Annotated in this window: 19 protein-coding genes and 2 tRNA genes; 7 read left to right on the forward strand and 14 right to left on the reverse strand. The window is 64.1% G+C overall.

The features are described from left to right. Positions 1-3: 3 nt before the first annotated feature. The 4 genes from frr to rpsB all read right to left on the reverse strand — a co-directional run bounded on the left by frr (position 4) and on the right by rpsB (position 3,128). The gene (gene frr / locus GHT07_RS12805) at positions 4-567 is read right to left on the reverse strand and encodes a ribosome recycling factor (RefSeq protein ID WP_153585482.1); all 564 of its coding nucleotides are present in this window, start codon (positions 565-567) and stop codon (positions 4-6) included. 13 nt (positions 568-580) lie between these two features. After that, complete coding sequence (gene pyrH / locus GHT07_RS12810) at positions 581-1,303, reverse strand: UMP kinase (protein WP_153585483.1); 723 nt, start codon at positions 1,301-1,303, stop codon at positions 581-583. Between the two features lie 64 nt (positions 1,304-1,367). Beyond that, positions 1,368-2,288 (reverse strand): translation elongation factor Ts, encoded by a 921-nt coding sequence (gene tsf, locus GHT07_RS12815; RefSeq protein WP_153585484.1) that lies wholly within the window; start codon positions 2,286-2,288, stop codon positions 1,368-1,370. Positions 2,289-2,375: 87 nt separating this feature from the next. Then, complete coding sequence (gene rpsB, locus GHT07_RS12820) at positions 2,376-3,128, reverse strand: 30S ribosomal protein S2 (RefSeq protein ID WP_153585485.1); 753 nt, start codon at positions 3,126-3,128, stop codon at positions 2,376-2,378. 184 nt (positions 3,129-3,312) lie between these two features. Here rpsB and GHT07_RS12825 point away from each other — a divergent pair, with 184 nt between their 5' ends. Genes GHT07_RS12825 through GHT07_RS12835 form a run of 3 tightly spaced genes read left to right on the forward strand, consistent with a single transcriptional unit; the run spans position 3,313 to position 7,408 of the window. Then, positions 3,313-4,683: an amidase gene (locus tag GHT07_RS12825; protein WP_153585486.1), complete on the forward strand. Its 1,371-nt coding sequence runs from the start codon at positions 3,313-3,315 to the stop codon at positions 4,681-4,683. After that, positions 4,680-5,954 (forward strand): D-amino acid dehydrogenase, encoded by a 1,275-nt coding sequence (locus tag GHT07_RS12830; RefSeq protein ID WP_153585487.1) that lies wholly within the window; start codon positions 4,680-4,682, stop codon positions 5,952-5,954. The genes GHT07_RS12825 and GHT07_RS12830 overlap by 4 nt, the downstream gene beginning before the upstream one ends. Before the next feature lie 14 nt (positions 5,955-5,968). Then, a complete protein-coding gene (locus tag GHT07_RS12835) occupies positions 5,969-7,408 on the forward strand; it encodes an NAD(P)H-hydrate dehydratase (RefSeq protein ID WP_153585488.1) in 1,440 nt (479 codons plus the stop codon). 16 nt (positions 7,409-7,424) lie between these two features. On the opposite strand, the gene GHT07_RS12840 is transcribed toward GHT07_RS12835, so the two are convergent. Both GHT07_RS12840 and rnr read right to left on the reverse strand, forming a co-directional pair. After that, positions 7,425-8,183, reverse strand: coding sequence for an SDR family oxidoreductase (locus GHT07_RS12840; protein ID WP_194792923.1), 759 nt, complete (start codon positions 8,181-8,183; stop codon positions 7,425-7,427). Between the two features lie 33 nt (positions 8,184-8,216). After that, on the reverse strand, positions 8,217-10,442 hold the full coding sequence (gene rnr, locus GHT07_RS12845; RefSeq protein WP_153585575.1) for a ribonuclease R: 2,226 nt from the start codon (positions 10,440-10,442) through the stop codon (positions 8,217-8,219). A 55-nt stretch (positions 10,443-10,497) separates the two neighbouring features. Between rnr and GHT07_RS12850 the strand changes: the two genes are divergently transcribed. Continuing rightward, positions 10,498-10,582 (forward strand) — tRNA-Leu (locus GHT07_RS12850). 73 nt (positions 10,583-10,655) lie between these two features. On the opposite strand, the gene rimO is transcribed toward GHT07_RS12850, so the two are convergent. The 6 genes from rimO to GHT07_RS12880 form a co-directional block, all read right to left on the reverse strand. Next, entirely contained in the window at positions 10,656-12,038 is a 1,383-nt protein-coding gene (gene rimO, locus GHT07_RS12855; protein ID WP_153585490.1) for a 30S ribosomal protein S12 methylthiotransferase RimO, read from the reverse strand. Positions 12,039-12,116: 78 nt separating this feature from the next. Then, positions 12,117-12,647: a polyhydroxyalkanoate synthesis repressor PhaR gene (gene phaR, locus GHT07_RS12860; RefSeq protein WP_323740922.1), complete on the reverse strand. Its 531-nt coding sequence runs from the start codon at positions 12,645-12,647 to the stop codon at positions 12,117-12,119. A gap of 182 nt (positions 12,648-12,829) precedes the next feature. Beyond that, positions 12,830-12,904 (reverse strand) — tRNA-Val (locus GHT07_RS12865). A 67-nt stretch (positions 12,905-12,971) separates the two neighbouring features. Further along, positions 12,972-13,355, reverse strand: coding sequence for a hypothetical protein (locus GHT07_RS12870; protein WP_153585491.1), 384 nt, complete (start codon positions 13,353-13,355; stop codon positions 12,972-12,974). A 17-nt stretch (positions 13,356-13,372) separates the two neighbouring features. Next, the gene (locus GHT07_RS12875; RefSeq protein ID WP_153585492.1) at positions 13,373-15,574 is read right to left on the reverse strand and encodes a RelA/SpoT family protein; all 2,202 of its coding nucleotides are present in this window, start codon (positions 15,572-15,574) and stop codon (positions 13,373-13,375) included. Beyond that, positions 15,546-16,481, reverse strand: a complete 936-nt coding sequence (locus tag GHT07_RS12880; protein ID WP_153585493.1) for an alpha/beta fold hydrolase — start codon at positions 16,479-16,481, stop codon at positions 15,546-15,548. The genes GHT07_RS12875 and GHT07_RS12880 overlap by 29 nt, the downstream gene beginning before the upstream one ends. A gap of 77 nt (positions 16,482-16,558) precedes the next feature. On the opposite strand from GHT07_RS12880, the gene GHT07_RS12885 reads away from it, so the two are divergent. Next, entirely contained in the window at positions 16,559-17,329 is a 771-nt protein-coding gene (locus GHT07_RS12885) for a 3-hydroxybutyrate dehydrogenase (protein WP_153585494.1), read from the forward strand. Between the two features lie 4 nt (positions 17,330-17,333). Here the strand turns inward: GHT07_RS12885 and GHT07_RS12890 are convergent, their stop codons facing one another. Together GHT07_RS12890 and GHT07_RS12895 are read right to left on the reverse strand one after the other, a co-directional pair. Next, entirely contained in the window at positions 17,334-18,146 is an 813-nt protein-coding gene (locus tag GHT07_RS12890; RefSeq protein ID WP_153585495.1) for a metallophosphoesterase family protein, read from the reverse strand. Positions 18,147-18,189: 43 nt separating this feature from the next. After that, positions 18,190-18,903: an SIMPL domain-containing protein gene (locus tag GHT07_RS12895; protein WP_407646630.1), complete on the reverse strand. Its 714-nt coding sequence runs from the start codon at positions 18,901-18,903 to the stop codon at positions 18,190-18,192. A 173-nt stretch (positions 18,904-19,076) separates the two neighbouring features. Here GHT07_RS12895 and ompR point away from each other — a divergent pair, with 173 nt between their 5' ends. After that, on the forward strand, positions 19,077-19,808 hold the full coding sequence (gene ompR, locus GHT07_RS12900) for an osmolarity response regulator transcription factor OmpR (protein ID WP_153585496.1): 732 nt from the start codon (positions 19,077-19,079) through the stop codon (positions 19,806-19,808). A gap of 133 nt (positions 19,809-19,941) precedes the next feature. Continuing rightward, entirely contained in the window at positions 19,942-21,327 is a 1,386-nt protein-coding gene (locus GHT07_RS12905) for a sensor histidine kinase (protein ID WP_153585577.1), read from the forward strand. Position 21,328 lies beyond the last annotated feature (1 nt).

The raw sequence follows: 21,328 nt of genomic DNA on the forward strand, positions 1-21,328 counted from the left end.
CCGTCAGACAGCCAGGATGTCCTGTTCCTTGGCGTGGACCAGCTGGTCGATGTCCGCGATGTGCCGGTCGGTGATCTTCTGGATGTCGGCTTCCGAGCGCTTCTGGTCGTCTTCAGAAACGCTTTTGTCCTTGACCAGCTTCTTGACATGATCATTCGCGTCGCGGCGCAGGTTGCGCACGGCGATCTTGGCGCTCTCGCCTTCGTGGCGCACGATCTTGGTCATCTCCTTGCGGCGCTCTTCGCTCATGAGCGGCATCGGCACGCGAATCAGGTCGCCCATCGACGCAGGGTTGAGGCCGAGGTCGCTGTCGCGGATGGCCTTTTCGATCTTCGGGCCCATGCCCTTTTCCCAAGGCTGCACGCTCAATGTGCGGGCATCGAGCAAGGACACGTTCGCGACCTGGCTGATTGGCACCGAGGAGCCGTAGTAATCGACATGCACCGTGTCGAGCGCACCCGGGCTCGCACGCCCGGTACGGATCTTGGACAGGTTCACCTTGAACGCGGCGATGGACTGGTCCATCTTCGCTTCCATGTTCTTCTTGATTTCGGGAATCGTATTCATCGTCTTTCGCTCCTCATGCGTAAACGAGCGTGCCTTCGTCCTCGCCCATCACCACTCGTTTCAGAGCGCCATGCTTGAAGATGGAAAACACTTTGATCGGGAGTTTCTGGTCGCGGCAAAGAGCGAACGCTGTCGCATCCATGATGCCGAGATTTTGCGCCATCGCTTCGTCAAACGAAATTTTTGTATAGCGAGTGGCTGAGGGATCTTTCTTGGGGTCGGCCGAGTAAACGCCATCGACCTTCGTGGCCTTGAGCACAAGCTCCGCACCGATCTCAGCGCCGCGCAACGCAGCAGCAGTATCGGTCGTGAAGAACGGGTTGCCGGTGCCGGCCGCGAAGACGACAACCTTGCCTTCTTCGAGGTACTGCAGCGCCTTCGGGCGCACATACGGCTCGACGACCTGCTCGATGGCAATGGCCGACATCACACGGGCGGTCAGGCCCTGCTTGTTCATCGCATCGGCCAGCGCCAGCGAGTTCATCACCGTGGCCAGCATGCCCATGTAGTCGGCCGTTGCGCGGTCCATGCCAACTGCGCCGCCCGCCACACCGCGGAAGATGTTGCCGCCACCAATGACGATGGCCACTTCCACGCCCATGTTCACGACCTCGGCGACTTCCTCGACCATGCGAACGATGGTGGCGCGGTTGATGCCAAAGGCGTCGTCGCCCATGAGCGCCTCGCCCGACAGCTTCAGCAAAATTCGCTTGTGGGCGGGACGGGCGTCGGGCATGGGTAAGGCTCCTGTTGTTCGAATTGGCCGAGAGTTTAGCCGCCCCGTCGGGCGGCTGGTCGCATTAAGCGCCTTGCTTGGCAGCAGCAACTTGCGCAGCCACTTCAGCAGCGAAGTCGTCGACCTTCTTCTCGATGCCCTCGCCCACGACGTAGAGCGTGAACGCCTTGACCGTGGTGTTCGCGGCCTTGAGCATCTGCTCGACGGTTTGCTTGTCGTTCTTCACGAACGGCTGGGGCAGCAACGAGACTTCCTTGAGGAACTTCTGCACGCCGCCCTCAATGCGCTTGGCGACGATTTCGTCAGACTGCACGGGCTTGCCGGCGGCTTCAGCGGCCTTGCGGTCTTCGTCAGCCTTGGCAGCCGCGACAGAACGCTCCTTGGCCACCAGGTCGGCAGGCACGTCGGCAGCAGCAAGTGCCACCGGCTTCATCGCGGCAACGTGCATCGCCACGTCCTTGGCGGCGGTTTCGTCGCCTTCGTACTCCACCAGCACGCCAATGCGCGTGCCGTGCAGGTAGGAAGCGACCTTGACGCCAGCGGTGCGCTTGAAGCGGCGAAAGCTCATGTTCTCGCCGATCTTGCCGATCAGGCCCTTGCGCACATCTTCCAGGGTGGGGCCAAAGCCGTCCTGCGTGTAAGCCAGTGCGCCGAGCGCAGCCACATCGGCCGGATTGTTCCTGGCGACCAGTTGCGCTGCCGCATTGGCCAGTGCCAGGAAGCTGTCGTTCTTGGTGACGAAGTCGGTTTCGCAGTTCGTCTCGAGGATCGCGCCGACATCGCCTTCGATCACGGCGGTGATCACGCCTTCAGCGGTGATACGCGCAGCGGCCTTGCCGGCCTTGTTGCCGAGCTTGACGCGCAGCAGTTCTTCAGCTTTTTCGAAGTTGCCGTCCGCCTCGGTCAGCGCCTTCTTGCATTCCATCATGGGCGCATCGGTCTTGGCGCGGAGTTCGGCGACCATGCTTGCGGTAATTGCAGCCATTTTTTTTGCCTTTACGGTTCAGTTCAATTCAATTCAATTGTGAAAAAGGGGCTCGAAAGCCCCCTTTTCGCTTGGCGGGCACGCAACTCAGGCGGCGGCGCCTTCCTTCACTTCGACGAATTCGTCGCCGGCCTCGGACACGGCCTTGACCACGTCGTTCACGGCATTGGAGCGGCCTTCGAGGATCGCGTCGGCAACGCCGCGGGCGTACAGCGTCACGGCCTTGGCCGAGTCGTCGTTACCGGGGATGACGTAGTCGATGCCTTCGGGCGAGTGGTTGGTGTCCACAACGCCGATCAGCGGAATGCCGAGCTTCTTGGCTTCGGAGACGGCGATCTTGTGGAAGCCGACGTCGATCACGAAGATGGCGTCCGGCAGGGCATTCATGTCCTGGATGCCGCCGATGTCCTTCTCGAGCTTTTCCATTTCGCGGGCGAACATGAGCTGCTCTTTCTTGCTCATGGCTTCCAGGCCGCCTTCGAGCTGGGCCTTCATGTCCTTCAGGCGCTTGATCGATGTCTTGACGGTCTTGAAGTTGGTCAGCATGCCGCCGAGCCAGCGCTGGTCGACGAAAGGCACGCCGGCGCGGCGGGCTTCTGCAGCGACTGTCTCACGGGCCTGGCGCTTGGTGCCGACCATGAGGATCGTGCCGCGGTTGGCGGACAGCTGCTTGATGAACTTGGTGGCCTCTTCGTAGAGCGGGAGCGTCTTCTCGAGGTTGATGATGTGAATCTTGTTGCGATGACCGAAGATGTACGGAGCCATCTTGGGGTTCCAGAAGCGGGTCTGGTGTCCGAAATGGACGCCGGCTTCCAGCATTTCGCGCATGGAGACTGCCATGAGAATTTCCTAAAGGTTGGGTCTAAAATCCGGCCCGAATTGAGCTGCCTCGCGAAGGGTGATTTCCCTTCGAATGCATCACAACACCTGGGTGGGCTGGATCAGCGATTTTGTTGTGCTGACAGCGCCAGACGCACTACGCGCCCGCCACCCAGCAAAACCCAAAGATTGTAGCACGCACCCGATGACGCAGCCCCCTCGCCCCGACCTCACCGCCACGCGGGAGCGCCTTCTGGCTGGCCAGACAACCGTTGCTGCCGAGCTGGAAACCTCGCTCGCCATCGCGCAGTCGCCGGCCAACCGCCACACCTTCCTGGCACCGGACTTCGACAGCGTCCGCCACGCCGGCGCCCAGCCCCACTTGCACCACAGCCGGCTGGCCGGGCTTGCCGTCTCGATCAAGGATCTCTTCGATATCGCAGGCCAGCCGTCCCTTGCGGGATCGAAAGTGCTGGCGGCTGCCCCGCCCGCCGCATCCGACTGCCCCGCCGTCGCCGCGCTCAAGGCAGGTGGCGGCATCGTGCTGGGCCGCACGAACATGACCGAATTTGCGTTCTCAGGCATCGGCGTCAATCCGCACTACGGCACGCCGGTGAATCCCGCCGACACGCAAACGCCCCGCATCCCCGGCGGCTCTTCGTCAGGCGCGGCGGTATCGGTCGCGACAGGCGCCGCGTTCATCGGCCTGGGCTCGGACACGGGCGGCTCGATCCGCATTCCGGCTGCGCTATGCGGCATCGTCGGGTTCAAGAACACGGCGCGCCTGACTTCCACCCAAGGGGCAGTACCCCTGTCCACGACACTCGATACGGCTTGCGCCATGACGCGCTCCGTGCGCGACGCGATCCTGGCGCACGAGGTCCTCGCGAACCGAACGGTGGCCCGATCGTCAACGCCCCTGTCGGGCATGCGACTGGCCGTCGCGCGCACGACCATGCTCGACTCGCTCGACGCCCAGGTTGCCACCGCCTTCGAGCAAACACTTCGCACCCTGCGCGACGCCGGCGCGAGCATCCAGGAGATTCCACTCGATGCCATTCGTGACCTGGGCGCCCTGCAAGCCACTGGCGGCTTCACAGGCGCCGAAGCCTACGCATGGCATCGCTTGTTGCTTGCGCGCGCCGCAGAGGACTATGACCAGCGCGTGCGCGTGCGCCTGGAGCGCGGCGCCAACATGAAAGCCTTTGAATACCTGGAACTCGCACAGGCTCGCCAGAGCTGGATCGCGCGCGTCGGCGAGGCGCTTGCCGGCTTCGACGCCGTGCTGTCACCCACCGTGCCCATCGTCGCGCCACCTATCGACCAGGTGCGGCCGGCCAAACCAGGCGAAGACGCGAAGGCGCTCGACGACGAGTTTTTCCGCGTCAACGCCCTGCTCCTTCGCAACACGAGCGTCGTGAACATGCTTGACGGCTGCGCCATCTCCATCCCCTGCCATGCGCCGGGCACACTGCCAGTGGGCCTGATGATCTGGCAGCAGTCGATGCACGACGACACCGTGCTGCAGGTCGCCCTGCAGGCGGAAGCTGCTCTGGCGAAGGCACTGCGCGCATGAAGATCGCTGTCGTCGGCGCCGGCATCATCGGCGTCACCACCGCGTTTGAGCTCGCGCAGGATGGTCATGAGGTCACTGTCATCGAGCGCCGCTCATCCGTGGCTGAAGAAACCAGTTTCGCCAACGCCGGCGTGGTCGCGCCCGGCTACGTCACGCCGTGGGCAGCGCCCGGCATGCCCGCGAAAGTCGCGAGCTACCTGCTGAGCGAACATGCGCCCGTGCGCGTCTGCCTGCCGCTTTCGCGCGCCGAAATCAGCTGGATGTGGCGCTGGTACCGCGCGTGCGATCTCAAGACCTACTCCGCGAACCGGTTGCGGCTGCAGCGCCTTGCGTTCTACAGCCGCCAGCGCCTGCACGCGATCACCGAGGAGCACGGCATCGAGTACGAGCGAAGCAGCGGCTACATGGTGCTGCTGCGCGGCGAGAAAGACCGCAAGCTCGTGCAGCCCGGCCTGCAAGTGCTGCGCGACGCAGGCGTGACGTTCAGCGAGATCAGCGCCGAAGATGCGCGCCTCATCGAGCCGGCGATCAACCCGGACACCGAATTCGCCGGCGCCGTGCACCTGCCGCAGGACGAAGTTGGCAACTGTCGGCAGTTCGCGCTTTTGCTCAAAGGCGCGGCGCAAGCGCATGGCGTGAATTTCGAATTCAACACAGCCGTTCACGAGATTCACGCTTCAGAGCACGGTGCACTTTCGACATGGGTCCTGGGCGAGCCCGCGCCGGTGCGCAGGCGCTTCGACGCCATCGTCGTCTGCGGCGGCATTGACTCCGCGCGTTTGCTGGCGCCTGCCGGCCTGCACGTGCCGCTCGCGGCCGTGCACGGTTACTCGATCAGCGCGCCCATCCGCGAGCCGCTCAACGCGCCGCGCAGCGCCTTGATGGACGAGCGGTTCAAGGTGGCGATTTCGCGCCTGGGCAATCGCGTGCGTGTCGCAGGCAGTGCCGAGATCGGCGGCGACCCGGCTCGCAAGCGTCCGAAGGCGATCCAGACGCTGTACAAAGTCCTGCGCGACTGGTTCCCCGGCGCAGCCCAACTGGCGAATACAGGTGCAGCGGTCCAAGAGTGGAAAGGCGCACGGCCCATGCTGCCGGACGGCCCACCCCTGATCGGCGCCACGAAAGTGCCGGGGCTGTGGATCAACCTGGGCCACGGCTCGAGCGGCTGGGCCTTGTCGTGCGGCAGCGCGCGGGCGCTGGCCGACCTGATGGCCCAGCGGCAACCAGAAGTGGACATGGAAGGCCTCGGCGTGGAACGATGGGCCCTCTGACCCCAAATACCCGCATGCAACGAATCACGCCCGATAGACCCTGGCCACTCCACGACGTCGAGGCCACCCGCGCAATCGAACAGGCGGCCACAGCCACGCTGCCGGCTCATGCCTTGATGGCGCGGGCGGGCCTGGCAGTGGCGCGCCTTGCACTGGCCATGGCGCCGCATGCGCGCAACATCTGGATTGCCTGCGGCGCGGGCAATAACGGCGGCGACGGCTTCGAGGCCGCGATGCACTTGAAGCAGTGGGGCAAAGAGGTGACCGTGACATGGGCCGGCGACGAGTCGCATGCGCCCGCCGATGCAAAAGCCTCTCTCCAGCGGGCGCGTGATGCTGCAGTCCGCTTCACCGCCGAAGCACCTGCAACATGGGACGTGGCCATCGACGCGTTGCTGGGCATTGGAAGCCAGCGACCGCTGCAGGGGCCAATGGCTGCATGGGCTGCTGCCATGGCGGCGCAAACGCAACCTGTGCTCGCCATCGACCTGCCATCGGGCCTGAACGCTGACACCGGTGCCGGCCAGGGTGTCCGCGCCACCCACACACTCAGCCTGCTCACACTCAAGCCGGGGCTGTTCACGGCGGGCGGGCGTGACGCAGCTGGTGTGATCTGGTTCGACAGCCTGGGCGTCGACACAGCAGGCCACACACCTACGGCGCGGGTTGCAACACGAAGTGCCACACAAGGCCGAGCGCACGACTCGCACAAGGGCCAGTTCGGCGACGTGGCGATCGTTGGTGGCGCCACGGGCATGACAGGCGCTGCATTGCTTGCCGCCAGCGCAGCGCTGCATGGGGGCGCGGGGCGCGTGTTTGTCGCATTGCTGGGCGACAACGCCATGACCGTCGATCCAACCCAGCCCGAACTCATGTTCCGGCATGCGGCACACCTCGATCTGTCAAAGATGGCTGTGGCCTGCGGTTGCGGCGGCGGCGAAGCCGTTCGCGCCGAGTTGCCGCGAATTCTTTCAAGCGCAGGCAGTGTCGTGCTCGACGCCGACGCCCTGAACGTGATTGCTGCAGACACCCAATTGCAAAGCCTGCTGCGCGCCCGTTCGCAGCGCGGTCGCCCCACCGTGATTACGCCTCATCCGCTCGAAGCTGCACGGCTGCTTGGCGCAACGACGCAGCAGGTTCAGTCGAACCGGCTGGATTCGGCAAGGCAACTTGCCACGCAATTCGCCTGCGTGTCGGTGTTGAAAGGCTCGGGAACCATCATCGCCGCGCCACGCGCGGTGCCTGCGATCAACATCACCGGCAACGCCCGGCTGGCGACAGGTGGCACAGGCGATGTGCTGGCCGGACTGATCGCCGCACGACTGGCAGCGGGCATGCCGTCGTTTGAAGCAGCGACTGACGCCGTCTTCGCCCATGCAGATGCTGCCGACCGCTGGCCAGCAGGCACAGCACTGACCGCAGGCGCGCTCGCGAGCGCCCTGACCAGCGCTTGAAGCTAGCCGTGCTGCCTTAGCCCCGGCCCACGAAAGGCATCTTCGTGGCCATCACGGTGTGGAACAGCACGTTGGCTTCCAGCGGCAGGTTCGCCATGTACAGCACCGACTGCCCGACCACGCTCGCGTCCATCAGCGGCTCGATGGCGATCTCGCCATTGGCCTGGGGCACGCCCTGCGCCATGCGAGCGGCAAGTTCCGTCATTGCATTGCCGATGTCGATCTGGCCCACGGCGATGTCGTACTTGCGTCCGTCGAGTGAGGCTGTCTTGGTGAGCCCGGTCACCGCGTGCTTGGTTGCCGTATAGGCAATCGAGCCGGGCCGCGGTGCGTGCGCCGAAATCGACCCGTTGTTGATGATGCGTCCGCCCATCGGCGACTGCGCACGCATCACGCGGAATGCCTCGCGAATGCCGTAGAACATGCCGTTCAGGTTGGTGTCAACGACGCGCTTCCACTGGTCGATCGGCAGCTCGTCGATGGACACTGCCGGCGCGCCAATGCCGGCGTTGTTGAACAGCAGGTCGACGCGGCCCCAGGCCCTCACGACGGTGTCGAACAAGGCCGCCACAGATGCATGGTCAGTGACATCAGCAGGCACGGCCATAGCACGATCACCCGCATTGGCTACGGCCACCGTTTCATCGAGTGGTCCCACCCTGCGGCCGGCCACCGCCACGCGCCAGCCGTCAGCCAGCAGCGCGAGCGCCGCGGCTTTGCCAACCCCCGTGCCACCGCCCGTGACGATCGCGACCTTGCCCGTATTGCTTGCCATGCTCAATGTCTCCTCGATTTGTTCGTGATCCGCTCAGCGACGCGGACGGTGGCTCTTGCCTTTGGAAGCGGCCTTCTTGGCCGCGGCACGCAGGTCCTTGACCACCGACTTCGTCTCCGGCACAGGCTTGCGAGCCGGCTTGCGCTTGCCTTGCGGCTTGGCCGAAGCCTTCTCCTGCTCGTGTGCAACGCCTTTGTCCTTCATCGCGCGGTTGAGAAGTTCGTCGCCCTCGCGCACCAGACGGAAATCGATCTTGCGGCCATCGAGGTCGACTCGGCTGACCTGCACACGCACACGCGTGCCGATTGCATAGCGCAAGCCAGTCCGCTCGCCGCGCAATTCCTGCCGCGCCTCGTCGAACTTGTAGTACTCGCCGCCGAGTTCGGTGATGTGCACGAGCCCCTCGACATACATCTGGTCGAGCGTCACGAAGATGCCAAACGTGGTCACCGCCGTCACGACGCCACCGTACTCCTCGCCGAGATGCTCGCGCATGTACTTGCACTTCAGCCACGCCTCCACATCGCGGCTGGCTTCATCGGCGCGGCGCTCGTTCGCGCTGCAATGCAGGCCAGCGGCTTCCCACGCCTGCATTTCGCGCGAGGGCGTCGGCGGCGCTTTCTTCAACTTGTTGCCCGGCGCCTTCACACGTGAGGCCAGGCGTCGCGCGAGCTTTTCGTGCGCTTCGCCCGGCGTTGGCAACACGGGCAACTCGTACTTTTTTTGAAGCAGGATCGCCTTGATCACGCGGTGCACGAGCAAGTCCGGATAGCGGCGGATCGGGCTGGTGAAATGCGTGTAGGCGTCGTACGCCAGGCCGAAGTGACCCGCGTTGATCGGCGAGTAGATCGCCTGCGACATCGAACGCAACAGCATCGTCTGGATCTGCGGGCCGTCAGGCCTGTCTTTCACGGCCAGCGCGATCTTCTGGAATTCGGCAGGCAGCGGATCGTCGGTGATGCTCAAGCCCACGCCCATGGCCTTGAGATAGCCGCGCAGCACGTCCTTCTTCTCGGGCGTCGGGCCTTCGTGCACGCGGTACAGGCCCGGGTGCTTGCTTTGCTGGATGAAGTCGGCCGAACAGACGTTGGCCGCGAGCATGGCCTCTTCGATCAGCTTGTGCGCATCGTTGCGCACGCGCGGGACGATGCGCTCGATACGGCCGCTGTCGTCGCAAATGATCTGCGTCTCCGTCGTCTCGAAGTCCACAGCACCACGCGCATTGCGCGCCTTCAGCAGGCCGCGATAAACGTCGTGCAGGTTCTCAAGATAGGGAACGAGCTCCTTGCGCCGGATCGCTTCCGGGCCACGCGTGTTGGCAAGAATTGCCGCCACTTCGGTGTACGTGAACCGGGCGTGGCTCCACATCACCGCCGGATAGAACTGGTAAGCGTGGATCTCGCCGTTCGCGTTGATCAGCATGTCGCAGACCATGCACAAGCGGTCCTGCTCGGGGTTGAGCGAGCACAGGCCGTTCGAGAGCTTTTCCGGCAGCATTGGAATCACGCGCCGCGGGAAGTACACACTGGTCGCGCGATCGTAGGCATCGATGTCGATGGCGCTACCCGTCTCGACATAACTGCTCACGTCGGCAATCGCGACCAGCAAACGCCAGCCCTTGCCGCGCCCGACCTTCGCCGGTTCGCAGTACACCGCGTCGTCGAAGTCGCGCGCGTCTTCGCCGTCAATCGTCACGAGCGGAAGGTCGGTCAAATCAACGCGATGCTTCTTGTCCTGGGGACGCACTTTGTCCGGCAGCGAGCGCGCCAGGCCGATGCATGCGTCAGAGAACTCGTGAGGCACGCCGTACTTGCGCACCGCGATCTCGATTTCCATGCCCGGGTCGTCGATCTCGCCGAGCACTTCTTTCACGCGCCCGACGGGCTGCCCGAAGAGACTCGGTGGCTCGGTCAGTTCAACGACAACGACTTGCCCTGCTTTCGCCAGCGCTGTCGCGCCCTTGGGTATGAGCACGTCTTGACCGTAGCGCTTGTCTTCCGGTGCGACGAGCCACACGCCGCTCTCATGCAGCAAGCGGCCGATGATGGGCTGTGGCGGCCGCTCGATGATCTCGACGACGCGCCCTTCTGGCCTGCCCTTGCGGTCATGGCGCACGATGCGCGCCTTGACGCGATCCTTGTGCAGCACGGCGCGCATTTCATTGGGCGGCAGGTAAATGTCGCTGTCGCCATCGTCGCGAAGCACGTAACCGTGTCCATCACGATGGCCCTGGATCGTGCCTTCGATTTCATCGAGCAGTCCGTGGCCGATGTGGTCGATATTTTTGATATAGAATCCTTTTCTTTCCTGAGATGCCCAGGTGGCGGAATTGGTAGACGCACTAGTTTCAGGTACTAGCGAGTAACTTCGTGGGGGTTCGAGTCCCTTCCTGGGCACCAACAGATGATAAGGCCGGCTTTGCCGGCCTTTTTGTTGGTTGGTTCGGCTTTGCCGGGCTTTTTTTTTCTGACATCAAACCGGCACACCCACCAGGTCGTGCCCGTCTGTCCCCACAATGCGAGCCCGCGTGAATTCACCCACGCGCAGCTGCTTGCTGATTTTTTCCGGCGGCAGCAGCTTCACCGTTCCATCGATCTCCGGCGCATCCGCATAGGAGCGGCCCACGCCTCCCTTGCGGCCCAGCGCCGGCGCTGAATCCACCAGCACCTGCATCGTGGCGCCCACACGCTCACGCAATTTCTCAGCCGACACTTCCTCAGCCACCTTCATGAAGCGTGCGCGGCGCTCTTCGCGTACTTCCTGAGGGAGCATTCCTGGAATTTCGTTGGCCACCGCGCCGGTCACCGGGCTGTAGGCAAAACACCCTGCGCGATCAATGCGTGCTTCGCGCATGAAATCGAGCAGGTGCGTGAACTCCTCTTCCGTCTCACCCGGAAAGCCAGCGATGAACGTGCTGCGGATCACCAGCTCCGGGCACATGGCACGCCAGCGCTCGATGCGCTCCAGATTCTTCTCGCCGCTGGCCGGCCGCTTCATGCGGCGCAGCACATCGGGGTGGCTGTGCTGGAAGGGCACGTCGAGATACGGCAGCACCATGCCCGTGGCCATCAACGGAATCACTTCATCGACTGACGGGTACGGATACACGTAGTGCAGCCGCACCCACGCGCCATACGGCTGCGCCAACTCGCCCAAGGTCTGGACGAGCTCCAGCATGCGGGTGCGAACCGGTCGGCCGTCGAAAAAGCCGGTGCGGTACTTCACGTCGACGCCGTACGCAGAAGTGTCCTGGCTGATCACCAGCAGCTCTTTCACGCCGCCTTCGAACAGCGCCTTCGCTTCCTTCAACACATCGCCAATGGGCCGGCTGACAAGATCGCCGCGCATCGACGGGATGATGCAGAACGTGCAGCGGTGGTTGCAGCCTTCGCTGATCTTGAGATAGGCGTAGTGCTTGGGCGTGAGCTTGATGCCGAATGCCGGCACCAGGTCAGTGAATGGATCGTGCGGCTTGGGCAGGTTCAAATGAACGGCGTCCATCACTTCCTGTGTGGCGTGGGGGCCAGTGACCGCCAGCACGGACGGGTGCATCTGCTTGACGAGGTTGCCGCCGCCCTCGCCAGCCTTCGCGCCGAGACAGCCCGTCACGATTACCTTGCCGTTTTCAGCCAGCGCCTCACCGATCGTGTCGAGGCTTTCGCGAACCGCGTCGTCAATGAAGCCGCACGTGTTCACGATGACGATGTCCGCGCCTTCGAATGTCTTGGAGGTCTGGTAACCCTCGGCGCTCAGCTGCGTGAGGATCAGCTCGGAATCGGTCAGCGCCTTCGGGCATCCGAGGCTGACGAAACCGACTTTGGGGATTTTGACTTCAGGTAGGGCGACTTCACTCATGGGCCCTATTGTCCCAGAGGCACGACGCAAGCGTGCGCGCGCGTTGCGGCAGTGGTCGCAAACGCCTCAACGTTTGAGTTAGCGCTTGAGAAAGGCGCCCAGCATCTGCTCGGTCTGCTTGGCCATCTGTTCCTGCATCTTGTCGAACATGGTCTTGGACTGCTCGACGTAATTGCCCATCATCCCCTGCATCAGCGGGTTCTGCATGTTCATGAACTGCGACCACATCTCGGGCGTAAGCGTCTTGGACTGCTCGGTGAGCTTGGCCTGGATATCGGTGAACGCCTGCACGTTCTTTTCCAGGTAGCTGCCCATGAAGCCCTGGGACGCATGACCATAGAAGCGGATCAGGTTCGCCAGCGCAGCCTCGCTGAACATCGGCGTGCCGCCCGCCTCAGCCTCCAGAATGATCTGCAGCAGGATGCTGCGTGTGAGGTCTTCATTCGTCTTCGCATCGCGAACGACGAACGGCTCGCTGTCCATCACCAGCTGCCGCACTTCGGCCAGCGTGATGTACGTTGAGGTGTCGGTGTCGTAGAGCCGGCGGTTGGGGTACTTCTTGATGACGCGCTGCGTGGGCTTGCCACCAGCGGATTTCTTGCTTTGCACGTGCCTGGCTCCTCGGGCGCCCGCTCATGGCGAACGCTGTTGTATTGCAGTGCAACAGATTCTAGGGAGGGGGCATGGCAGGCAGGCCAAGGTTTTCCCTGAGGGATACAAGAGCCGCGCATGGGGCAAAAAAGAAAAACCCGCTCCCTTTCGGGAACGGGTCTTTGCAGAAGCAAAAAATCTGGTGGGCCGTGGAGAGATCGAATCTCCGACATCCTCCACGTCAAAGAGGCGCTCTACCGCTGAGCTAACGGCCCGTATCTGTCATGTGTGAAGCCAACGCTACACAGCAGGCGCGAAGTATATCAAACTCGTCACGGCGAATCAGAGCGGGCCCCATGGCTTTTTCTTGCGCTGGCTGTGCGGCAAGCTGTCACGCACGGCCTTCGCCTCCCCGCGGGCTTGCCACAACGCAGCGAGCTCCTGCGGCGTCGCGTCGATCCAGACCAGGTATTTTGTTTTGCGCGCGGCCCCCACCTGCATGACGACGGTCCAGCAAAAGCACGCGACGTTCAGGCCCGGCTCCATCACTTCGGCGTTGCTGGACACGGTGATCTTTGCGCCCGCCCTGACCCGACGCGCGAGCGTATCGCCCGAGCTCACATAAACGGCTGCGTCCGTGCCATCACCCCGCTGCGGCCTGCACTCAACCTTGACCGCCAGTTCGCAGGCAATGAGCAGAAGGTCGGTGGATGAGGGTTGGTCCATCGCTGGCAACAAAGGCGTTACCTGCGCTTGGCCCAGCGAACACCGTTCACCTCGCCCACCAGGCCCAGCACCTTGTTCAGGCGCTGCGAATCGGCGATCTCCACCGTGAACGTCATCCACGCCGTGCCTTTGACAGACTGCGTCTGCACACCAATCACGTTCATCTTCTCTTTGGCGAAGACCTCGGAGATATCGCGCAGCAACCCCTGCCTGTCCGAGGCCTCGATGCCGACGTCGACCGGATAGACAGAGCCGCCCTCGCCCTTGGGAACGCCCCACTCCACGTCGATCACGCGCTCGGGCGAGCGCGATGCCAGCTCGCGGAAATTGCTGCAGTCCTCGCGGTGGATGCTCACGCCCTTGCCGCGTGTGACGAAACCGCGAATGCTGTCAGGCGGCGCAGGCTTGCAGCACTTGGCCAGCTGCGTCATCAGCGAATCGATGCCCACCACCAGCACACCGCCCTTGGGCGATCGCTCGACGCTGCGCGCTTTTTTCAGCAGCACGATCTCGTCGGGGTCGGGCAAGGGCTCCGGCGGCTTGAGCAGCGTCTCGATATTGCGCAGCGAAAACTCGTCCTTGCCAACGGCAAAGAACAAGTCCTCCGCCGACTTGAACCCGAGTTGCGAAGCCAGGTCTTCCAGCTTGAACGCCGTCTTGCCTTCGCGCTGCAGCAGCTTTTCGACCGACTCGCGCCCGCGCGCAATCGTCTCGTGTCGCACTTGCTCGTTGAACCACGCCCGCACCTTGGCGCGGCCGCGATGGCTCACCAGGAAATTCAGCTCGGCATTGAGCCAGTCGCGCGATGGCCCGCCTTCCTTCGCCGAGATGACCTCCACGGTCTGGCCGTTTTGAAGCGGCGTGTTGAGCGGCACCATGGCCCCATCCACCCGCGCGCCACGGCAGCGATGGCCCAGGCTTGTATGCACGGTGTACGCAAAGTCCACCGGCGTCGCGCCACGCGGCAGCTCGACGACGGCCGCATCAGGCGTGAGCACATAAATGCGGTCGTCGAAGAGACCGTCTCCCGAGCCGACCAGGTCGCGCTCCCATGCCAGCAGTTGGCGCAGCACGGCGATCTTCGCGTCGTACTCGCCGCTGGCCGTCACACCCGAATAGCCCTTCGTGCCTGCTTCCTTGTAGGCCCAGTGCGCAGCGACGCCATGCTCGGCGTGGTCGTGCATGGCCTGCGTGCGAATCTGGATTTCGATCGGACGGCCTTCCTTGTCACGCACGATGGTGTGCAGCGACTGGTAGCCATTGGGCTTGGGCTTGGCGATGTAGTCGTCGAACTCCTCGACGAGTGGCGTGAACTTCTCGTGCACCCACGACAGCGCGGCATAGCAGTCGTCCACCGACGGCACGATCACCCGCAGCGCACGAATGTCGAACACCTGGTCAAAGTCGAGCGACTTGCCACGCATTTTCTTGACGATGCTGTAGATGTGCTTGGGCCTGCCGTACACACTGGCCTTGATTCCCTGCGCGAGCAGTTCCGCTTCGAGACGCGAGCGCAATTGCTCGACGTAAGTTTCACGCTCCGTGCGCTTCTGGTCGAGTTGCCCCGCCACCGCGCGGTAGGTGTCCGGGTCGAGAAAGCGGAACGCAAGGTCTTCCATTTCCCACTTCACCTGCCAGATGCCCAGGCGGTTGGCCAGCGGCGCAAACACGTGAAGCACTTCATTGCACACACTGGGTGGTGCCGGGTTCTTCGTGGCGGCGTGCCAGCGCAGAGTCTGCAGGCGCGATGCGAGGCGCAGCATCACCACGCGTAGGTCGCGCGAGAAAGCCAGCAGCATCTTTCGCACCGCCTCGGTCTGCGCCTTCGCATCGTCAATGGGCTGCGCATCGCTCGCGTCGCGCGCCTGGCGCTGGATACGCACCAGCTTGTTCGTCTCCATGGCCAGTGCGGCGTAGTTCTCGCCGAACGCCTTGGCAATGATCTCCTGCGGCTTGTTCAGGTGCGACGTGGCATACACCAGGTAACTTGCCGCCTGCATGGCCTGCGAGCCACCCATTGACTTGAGGATCGCCGCGACGGCATCAGCATGCGCAAGTGTGTTCTCGCCGGTGTCGAGCGTCTCGCCTGCGATCAGCGGCTCTGCAAACGCACGCGCGCGGGCCAGTGCATTCGCCTGCTGCGGCATCGCCTGCTCGGTCGCGGCGATCAGCTCGGGAACGGCCGCGCTCTCAGCCTGCTCCGGACTCAGGCTTTTCATCGGAATCTTTCAGCAGGAACGACGTGACCACGTCCACCTGGTCTTGTGCAATCAGCGTTGGCGCATGGCCGACGCCGGGGAATTCAACGAGCTGCGCCTTCGGCCCGCGCTGTGTCATGGCCATCGCCGTGTCGCGATGCAGCAGGTCTGACTGCGCACCCCGCAGCAGCAGCGTTTGCGCCCGGATGTTGTCGTAGGCCTGCCAGAGGGCAGCCTCACCCTGGGCTGCCGCCTCGGGCGTGATTGCGCGAAACGGGACGGCGATGTCCGGGTCGTAGTGCAGCGTGACGCCGCCTGCCGGATGCGGCTTGACCATCGGTGCCGACAGTGCCAGCCACTGCTGCGGCGTGTGCGGCCCGAACGACGTGGAAATTGCCCACATTGCATCCGCGGCCTGCTGCAGCGTTTCGAACTGGCCCGTATTCCCGAGGTACGTGCCGATCCGCTGCAAAGCCTGCGACTGCAAGGCGGGCCCCACGTCATTCAAGACCAGCCTGCGCACGGGCGCGGGCAGCGGCAGGTTCGGCGTTCCGCACACGCCGACTCCGATCAGGCCGCCCATGCTGGTGCCGAACCAGTCGAGCGTGACGATGGGCGCCTGCTGATGCAGCATGGCGAGCAGCGCCAGCATGTCTGCCACGTACTGGGGGATCTGGTAGCCGGATGGGTCCTTGAGCCAGTCGCTCTTGCCGCGCCCGACGACATCGGGGCTGATGACGCGGATCGGGTGCGTCGCGCGCTCCACCAGCGCCTGCGCAAGCACGTCGAAATCGCGCCCCTGGCGCGACAGGCCGTGCACGCAAATGACCACGTGGGCCGCCTTTGCGTCGCCCCATTCCCAGAACGCCATTCGATGACCGCCGGAGGCATCCGGGCAGGGTACGTAGTTCAGCTTAGGGTCGGGCATTCGCGTGAAAAAACCGCATACTGTGCGGCTCGTTTGTTGCTCTTGTGTCCCCATCCTAATTGAATACGGAGACCCCCATGTTGAAAGGCAAAACCGCCCTCGTCACCGGCTCGACCAGCGGCATCGGCCTGGGCATTGCAAATGCGCTCGCAGCGCAAGGCGCGAACATTGTCCTGAACGGCTTTGGCGATGTCGAAGGCCCGAAGGCCGGGATCGCAGCGCACGGCGTGAAGGTGGCCTATCACGGCGCCGACATGAGCAAGCCGGCCGAGATCGAAGCCATGATGAAGTTCGCCGCCGCCGAGTTCGGCCGCGTCGATATCCTGGTGAACAACGCCGGCATCCAGCACGTAGCGACCATCGAAGAATTCCCGCCCGAGAAGTGGGACGCCATCATCGCGATCAATCTGTCCAGCGCCTTCCACGCAAGCCGGCTGGCGCTGCCCGCCATGCAGAAGGCGAACTGGGGCCGGATCATCAACCTGGCGTCGGTGCACGGGCTCGTGGCCTCCGCGCAAAAGTCCGCTTACGTTGCCGCCAAGCACGGCCTGGTTGGCCTGACCAAGGTGACCGCACTCGAGAATGCGACCACTGGCGTCACCTGCAATGCGATTTGCCCCGGCTGGGTGCTGACGCCGCTGGTGCAAAAACAGGTCGATGCGAGAGCGGCGGCGGGCGGCATTTCCAACGACGCCGCCATCAAGCAGCTGCTTGGCGAGAAAGAACCCTCGATGCAATTCACCACCCCTGAAGAGCTTGGCCAGCTTGCGGTGTTCCTGTGTTCACCTGCGGCGAACAACGTGCGCGGCGTGGCATGGAACATGGACGGCGGCTGGGCTGCACAGTAGGGCCTCAGCCCAGCGCAAGCTCCTGGATGGTTTGCGTCGCAAACCATCCATCGGCCGGTCGGTAGTCGCATCGCTCCACCTTGCACTTGCGCGGCCTGTCGGCGGCGCCCGGCTGCCAGTGGATCAGGTTCACCGAATTGTGCGTGTCATGCCGGATGCGCGAAGACACAGCAGTGCCCGCCTGCACGCACCACATGGCGCGCGGCGTTGCCGGGCTGATCTTCGTGAGATCGGCCACGTACGGCAGGTGGATGTGGCCCCCGAGCACCAGGTCCGCGCCCGCACTCGACCACGCTTGCAACGCCGCATCTGCGTTGTGCAACCGGTCTGGCTCGTCTTCCTCACGCAGGACGACCGCGGGCTGGTGCGTCACCACGATGCGCAGCTGACGCGGCCGCGCCGACTTCAGGCGTTCTGCCGATTCGACAATCTGCGCGCCCGACACCTCGCCATCCTTGTGTCGCGAGGCGCGCGTGGTGTTCACGCCGATGACCAGGAAATCATCAGTCTCGAGTGAAGAATCCAGCCGCGGGCCGAAGTATTTGAGATAGCCGCGATAGGGCATGGCCAGCCGTGCAGGCAGGTTGAACAGCGGCACATCATGATTGCCCGGCAACGCGAGCATGCGCGGGATGTCGAACGAGTCGCACATCGCGCGCGCGGCGGCGAACTGCGATGCGCGTGCGCGCTGCGTCATGTCGCCGCTGTAAACCAGCACGTCGGGCCGGCGCTCGCGCACCAGTGCCTGCAGGGCCGCGACCACCGCGGGGATTTCGGTGCCGAAGTGGGTATCGGAGATGTGGAGAAGGATGCTCAAGGCGACGAGCCTAGCCGCGTTGCGCCGCCTGCCTTGTCGGACGCTACCGCATCTGCACGGAGCCCGAGACCGTCACGATGACCGTGCTGCGACCCGCCTCCACCGGCAGTTGCGCATCGGCGGCGCCAGTCTTGGCCCGCGCCGACAGCATTCGCAACGGCTGCGGGAAGCCCTGGTCATTGGCATTGACCGACACCTCGCGCAGCGCGTAGCCGCTGAAGCCGAAGCCGCGTGCCAGCTCGCTGGCCTTCGCCTTGAACCGCTCGATCGCCATCGACTGGGCGTCGCCTTCCACCTTCGCGCGCTGCTCACGGCTGAGGCCAAACGACACGTTGCCCATCGTCATCGTCTGGATGCGCGCGGCGGCCTGCGTGATGCGCGGAAAGTCGCGGCCTTCCAGCACCAGTTCGGCGGTGCCCTGCCAGCCGTTGATCCGCCCGTCGGTGCCGTAGCGCGGGTACAGGCCGAACTGACCCGTTCGAACGTCGAGCTGGCCCGCCAGCGCCGTCTTCTTCGCCTCGTTCAACGCTGTCTCCAGCGCCGCTTTCAGTTGGGCCTGCACGGTCGCGGCATCGCTGCCGTCGCGCGTGGCCGTGAGGCTCAGGGCCAGCAGGTCCTGCTGGACTTCGACGGTGCCCGTTGCACTCAGCTGCAGCACGTTCTGGGGCTGCGGTTCCGCCGCCATGGAAGCGGAACAAGCGGTGATCGCAAGTGCGGTCGCTACGGCGCGCCATGCGGCGTGAGGAAAAAGCGTCATGTCGGTAATCCTGGTCGAGGGACTCGCAGTGTAGTCAAGCGAAGCGCCCCGCAGGTCAAGCCTTGCCGCGCAGGGCAACATTTGTAACACTGTGTCAAGGGTCCGGGAAAACGAGGCACGCAGACGGATTCGCCCCTCAGAATTGGCGCTGTTACAAATTCCGTTGGAGCCCCATGACCCAAGCTGCAGCCCGCACCGACAAGATCCTGGTCGTCGATGACGACGCCCGAATCCGCGACTTGCTGCGCCGCTATCTCACGCAGGAAGGATTCGAAGTCATCCTGGCCGAAGATGGCAAGGCGCTCAACAGGCTCATGCTGCGCGAGACCGCCGACCTCATCGTGCTCGACCTGATGATGCCCGGCGAAGACGGCCTGTCGATCTGCCGGCGCCTTCGCGCCGCCAATGACCGCACGCCCATCATCATGCTCACCGCCAAAGGCGAAGACGTCGACCGTATCGTCGGCCTCGAAGTCGGCGCCGACGACTACCTGGGCAAGCCCTTCAACCCGCGCGAACTGCTGGCCCGCGTGCACGCCGTGCTTCGCCGCCGCCCCGCGCAAGAGGCGCCCGGCGCACCGTCGAGCGAAAACGAAGTCGTCAATTTCGGCCCGTTTGCCTTCGACCTGGGCGCGCGCACCCTGCGCAAGAACGGCGAAGAGCTGCCCCTGACCACCGGCGAATTCGCCATGCTCAAGGCGCTGGTGCGCCATCCGCGCCAGCCACTCTCGCGCGAAAAACTGGCCCAGCTGGCCCGAGGCCGCGAGTTCGAGCCGTTCGACCGCAGCCTCGACGTGCAGGTCTCGCGCCTGCGCAAGCTGGTCGAGCAAGACCCTGCGGCGCCGCGCTACATCCAGACGGTGTGGGGCGTGGGGTACGTTTTCGTGCCGGACGGCGCGGGCTGATTTGCAGCCAACGACAGGCCCGGGCCACAATCGCCTTCACCAGTTCAGGGGAGTGAAGGTGATTCGCAGCGGCACAACCAGCGTTGACGCGACCGGCCCGGTGCCGCTGGAGACAGCGCCCGCGCCGCTCGACATGCGCCCGCGCGTCGGGCTGTCACTGTTCTGGCGCACCTTCTTCCTGCTCTCGCTGTTGTTGGTCGGCTCCATCGTCGCCTGGCTGCAAACCTTTCGCGCACTCGAATTCGAGCCGCGTGCCGTGCAGACAGCGCAGCAGATCGCATCGCTCGTGAACCTCAGCCGCGCGGCACTCATCCACTCCGATTCGATCAACCGCGTCTCGCTCATCAAGACGCTGGCCGACTCGGAAGGCGTGCGCATCCTGCCGCGCGAGCCCAACGACAAATCCGCCCCGTTCACCGAAGGCGAAGTCGATCAGCGCGTGCTGGACGAGCTGGTCAACCGGCTCGGCCCCGGCACCGTCATGGCCGCCAGCGTCAACGGCGAAGAAGGCCTGTGGGTCGGCTTCAAGATCGATGCTGACCGCTACTGGATGCTGCTCGACCGCTCGCGCCTGACCAAAGTCGGCGGCCGCACGTGGCTGATCTGGCTGATCACCGCAGCTGGCTTGTCGCTCGCCGGCGCGGCTTTGATCGCCCGGCTGATCAACCGGCCGCTCAAGCAGCTGTCGTTTGCCGCCAGCCGCGTGCGCGACGGCGATTTCGATGCGAGCCGGCTCGACGAGAAGGCCGTCACCAGCGAGATCCGCGAGGTGAACATCGGCTTCAACCGCATGGCCCAGCAGCTCGCCAAGATCGAACAAGACCGCGCCGTGATGCTCGCCGGCATCTCGCATGACCTGCGCACCCCGCTGGCACGCCTGCGGCTCGAAACCGAGATGAGCGTGTCCGACCAGGACGCGCGCGACCACATGGCCGCCGACATCGACCAGCTCGACGCCATCATCGACAAATTCCTGGATTACGCCCGCCCCGACCACGCCGAGCTCAAGCCCGTGCTGCTCAACGACGTGATCGAAGCCTGCCTGTACGCGGTGCAGGAGCAAGGCGACATGAAGATCAACCTCGATGTGTCCAAGGGCCTTTATGTGCTCGCCGACGAAGTCGAGCTGGCCCGCGTGATCTCGAACCTGCTGGAGAACGCGCGCCGGTATGGCAAGACGCCTGAGACAGGCATTGCCATCGTCGATATCGCAGCCCGTGCACGCAACGAATGGGTGCTGCTCAAAGTGCGCGACCACGGCATGGGCGTGGCACCGGACGCACTGCCCAACCTGATCAAGCCATTCTTCCGCGGCGACGCTGCGCGCACGGCGGCAACCGGCGCGGGACTGGGCCTGGCCATTGTGGACAAGACCGTCCAGCGCATGGGTGGCATCTTCGCGCTGGCCAACACCACCACCGGTGGCCTGGCTGCGCACATCAAGCTGCAAAAGCCGAAGGCGGCTGCTACACAATCTGTGGGGCCGGAACTGCGCAGCGAGCCGGCAAGCATTCACTGAT

Origin of the sequence: Caenimonas koreensis DSM 17982, from assembly GCF_009646335.1 — a bacterium.
Classification (GTDB): domain Bacteria; phylum Pseudomonadota; class Gammaproteobacteria; order Burkholderiales; family Burkholderiaceae_C; genus Ramlibacter; species Ramlibacter koreensis.

Excerpts from the sequence above, each read along its gene's own strand:
- ompR (WP_153585496.1), top strand. The coding sequence starts at position 19,077 with ATGACCCAAGCTGCAGCCCGCACCGACAAGATCCTGGTCGTCGATGAC.
- frr (WP_153585482.1), bottom strand. The coding sequence starts at position 567 with ATGAATACGATTCCCGAAATCAAGAAGAACATGGAAGCGAAGATGGAC.
- GHT07_RS12840 (WP_194792923.1), bottom strand. The coding sequence starts at position 8,183 with ATGGCAAGCAATACGGGCAAGGTCGCGATCGTCACGGGCGGTGGCACG.
- GHT07_RS12825 (WP_153585486.1), top strand. The coding sequence starts at position 3,313 with ATGACGCAGCCCCCTCGCCCCGACCTCACCGCCACGCGGGAGCGCCTT.
- rimO (WP_153585490.1), bottom strand. The coding sequence starts at position 12,038 with ATGAGTGAAGTCGCCCTACCTGAAGTCAAAATCCCCAAAGTCGGTTTC.
- GHT07_RS12905 (WP_153585577.1), top strand. The coding sequence starts at position 19,942 with ATGCGCCCGCGCGTCGGGCTGTCACTGTTCTGGCGCACCTTCTTCCTG.
- GHT07_RS12870 (WP_153585491.1), bottom strand. The coding sequence starts at position 13,355 with ATGGACCAACCCTCATCCACCGACCTTCTGCTCATTGCCTGCGAACTG.
- GHT07_RS12875 (WP_153585492.1), bottom strand. The coding sequence starts at position 15,574 with ATGAAAAGCCTGAGTCCGGAGCAGGCTGAGAGCGCGGCCGTTCCCGAG.
- tsf (WP_153585484.1), bottom strand. The coding sequence starts at position 2,288 with ATGGCTGCAATTACCGCAAGCATGGTCGCCGAACTCCGCGCCAAGACC.
- GHT07_RS12895 (WP_407646630.1), bottom strand. The coding sequence starts at position 18,903 with ATGACGCTTTTTCCTCACGCCGCATGGCGCGCCGTAGCGACCGCACTT.
- GHT07_RS12885 (WP_153585494.1), top strand. The coding sequence starts at position 16,559 with ATGTTGAAAGGCAAAACCGCCCTCGTCACCGGCTCGACCAGCGGCATC.
- rpsB (WP_153585485.1), bottom strand. The coding sequence starts at position 3,128 with ATGGCAGTCTCCATGCGCGAAATGCTGGAAGCCGGCGTCCATTTCGGA.
- pyrH (WP_153585483.1), bottom strand. The coding sequence starts at position 1,303 with ATGCCCGACGCCCGTCCCGCCCACAAGCGAATTTTGCTGAAGCTGTCG.
- GHT07_RS12830 (WP_153585487.1), top strand. The coding sequence starts at position 4,680 with ATGAAGATCGCTGTCGTCGGCGCCGGCATCATCGGCGTCACCACCGCG.
- GHT07_RS12880 (WP_153585493.1), bottom strand. The coding sequence starts at position 16,481 with ATGCCCGACCCTAAGCTGAACTACGTACCCTGCCCGGATGCCTCCGGC.
- GHT07_RS12835 (WP_153585488.1), top strand. The coding sequence starts at position 5,969 with ATGCAACGAATCACGCCCGATAGACCCTGGCCACTCCACGACGTCGAG.